This window comes from Vibrio sp. RE86 (assembly GCF_013114545.1).
GTDB lineage: Bacteria > Pseudomonadota > Gammaproteobacteria > Enterobacterales > Vibrionaceae > Vibrio.
Window position 1 is genome coordinate 1 of sequence record NZ_VTXI01000052.1, and the last position, 2291, is coordinate 2291.

2 protein-coding genes are annotated in these 2291 nt (G+C 39.8%); both read right to left on the bottom strand.

The genetic code is table 11. From position 1 onward, the window contains the following. Positions 1-309: 309 nt before the first annotated feature. On the bottom strand, positions 310-1032 hold the full coding sequence (locus F0231_RS20690) for a hypothetical protein (RefSeq protein ID WP_171761560.1): 723 nt from the start codon (positions 1030-1032) through the stop codon (positions 310-312). A gap of 238 nt (positions 1033-1270) precedes the next feature. Next, positions 1271-2164: a hypothetical protein gene (locus F0231_RS20695; RefSeq protein ID WP_171761561.1), complete on the bottom strand. Its 894-nt coding sequence runs from the start codon at positions 2162-2164 to the stop codon at positions 1271-1273. Positions 2165-2291 lie beyond the last annotated feature (127 nt).

Genomic DNA, 2291 nt, shown 5'->3' on the forward strand with positions numbered 1-2291 from the left:
CAGAACAGCCTCGATTACCTTGCCCTTTCCACACTTTGAGTCAGTAAAAGTCACAACAGGCCAACGCTAAACACCAATGAGGCAACCCATGAAATTTGGCATGCCTTACTGGTGGAGTGATTCAAGAATTGGAGCCGACAATGCTCACTTGCCGACTTAGAAAAGCGGATAGCCAAAGGAAGCAAAGAAGAATAGAAATGAAAAACTCACCGTACCTTGCCTAACGCCGCATTAAGGTGTGAGCAGCGTTTGGCTATACTTGAGCGAAGCGAAAATGCCAAGCGTTGCGAATCACTCTTAAATGCTTTGTTAGCTTGCCTCATCTGGCCAGTAAACAGGAGTGAACCCATTCTCCATTACAACAATCCCTAGACGATCCGTGTAAAAAACTCTTATACCTTGTGGGGTTAACCAAGAGTAGTATAAGTCTTCAAGTACCGTAGGATGGCCAAGCCCACTATTAAGCGCACCGATAATTGCCGAAGCTTCATAGGAATAGTCGATATCTAATGAAAAGTGTGTAATTACCCCTTTTTTATGATAGTAAGTAATGTCTTTAATAGGACCCGTAAGTTTCATGCTTGTGTGCTTTGGATCATCTTGAATAACATTTTCGCCATATACTTTCACCAACAGGTTAGCATCATCACCAATTCTGACAGCACCGTAGCCGGAAGGGTAAGCACTACCAAAAACAAAAATATTAGAGATTCTTAAAGTCTTAACCTCCTCTTCTAAAGCTAAGTTTTCAGCCTCTAATCTGCTCATTTTGCTTTCTACAAGCCTTTCTTTGGTTTTAAAATCGCTTGCTTGCTTACTGAGAGTGCTATTTAGTTCAGCAATTTTGTTGGTCAATTGCTTATTTTTATCATCTGCGATTTCTATTTTATTTGCATACGCCGATACATGTGCGGGTAAGATTATTTCCGTAAAGAATGGGATACTTAAACCAATCACTGATGCTACTGCAATTCCGGCGACAACTACCGGACTATTTTTCCAATCTTGGGGTTGCTGCTGATTATCTTCCATTAATTCAATCTTCTGCTCTGAGTCAAATATAGTGCTTTGGTGTTCAAGCCCGCTTCTAATAGAATAACATTGCGAGATGTAATTGGCTAAATTTCACAAGTGCTGAACGTAAGCTAACGCCGCATTAAGGTGTGAGCAACGCTACCACGAAACTCACCCTTACCACCGTAAACACAAAACCCAACGATGGAATGAAAAATGCCAAGCGTTGGGAATCACTCTTAAATGCTTTGTTAGCTTAAAATTTACGGGATGACTCTATTATAAATGCAAGCTCGTGATTGTCCTTAAAACTCTTCATTGGGTAAAGTTTTCGTGAGACTTCCAATGTACACTTCCCTAGCTCAACTGCACACGCAACTCCAATACCAACATCCATTCCGCCCCACAAGCCTGTTGCCAAACCGGCTGCTAATGAAGCTTGAACTGTTTTAGCATCTAGGAGGGTAGAAATCGAAGATGTAACAAGTTCAAAACCATGCTTTTGAGTCGCTGAATGATAACAATCAATACGTTTTTCTATGTCATCTTGAATAAAGCTAGAACATTTGCCTTTGTAATTATCATAAACAAATAACCTAAGATTCCTTAGAGCCTTTTGTGAGTTTGAGTCATTTCTAATTTCGTAAATCTGCTCCCAATGAGCTTTCGAGGAATCAATCAGTTTAGCGCCAGTTAACGCTACTTCAACATATGCTGATCGAAAAGAACTCGTTTCATTAGTATTTTTTAGCAAAACATTTGGCTTTTCAATGCCAACAGATTTTGCAAAGTCTATAAAATACGAGCGAAAGCTAGCACCAGACATACCTATAGGATTCTCTCGATATAGCTCTTCATAGGGACTTGTGTCAAAACTAGTAACTTTATCAGGAAAGTCTGCACGCAAATTACCTGCAAATTCAACCCATTGCTTAGTCATAAAATTCATTATGCTATTCCAGTCAAGTTTATCTTCACCAAAAATAATTGAGCTCGCATATTTGACAGGTAGTGGTTCTGGCGTACTGAAATATGGTCCGTCGTCGTTATGACGGAACGAATCACAACGCAAAGGAACTACACGGTTAAAGTAGAGCGCAGCTTCTTTAATATTTCCTGCACACAGTACATCAAGTTTATTATTGTACACTGTCTCGATTTACTCCTTTTAAGCTAACGCCCAATTAAGTAGTGAACAACGCGACCACTTAACTAAAACATTGTGCCATAAAACACTAAACTTAACCTAGAATGCAGATCGACAAGCGTTGTGAATC

Excerpts from the sequence above, each read along its gene's own strand:
- F0231_RS20690 (WP_171761560.1), bottom strand. The coding sequence starts at position 1,032 with ATGGAAGATAATCAGCAGCAACCCCAAGATTGGAAAAATAGTCCGGTA.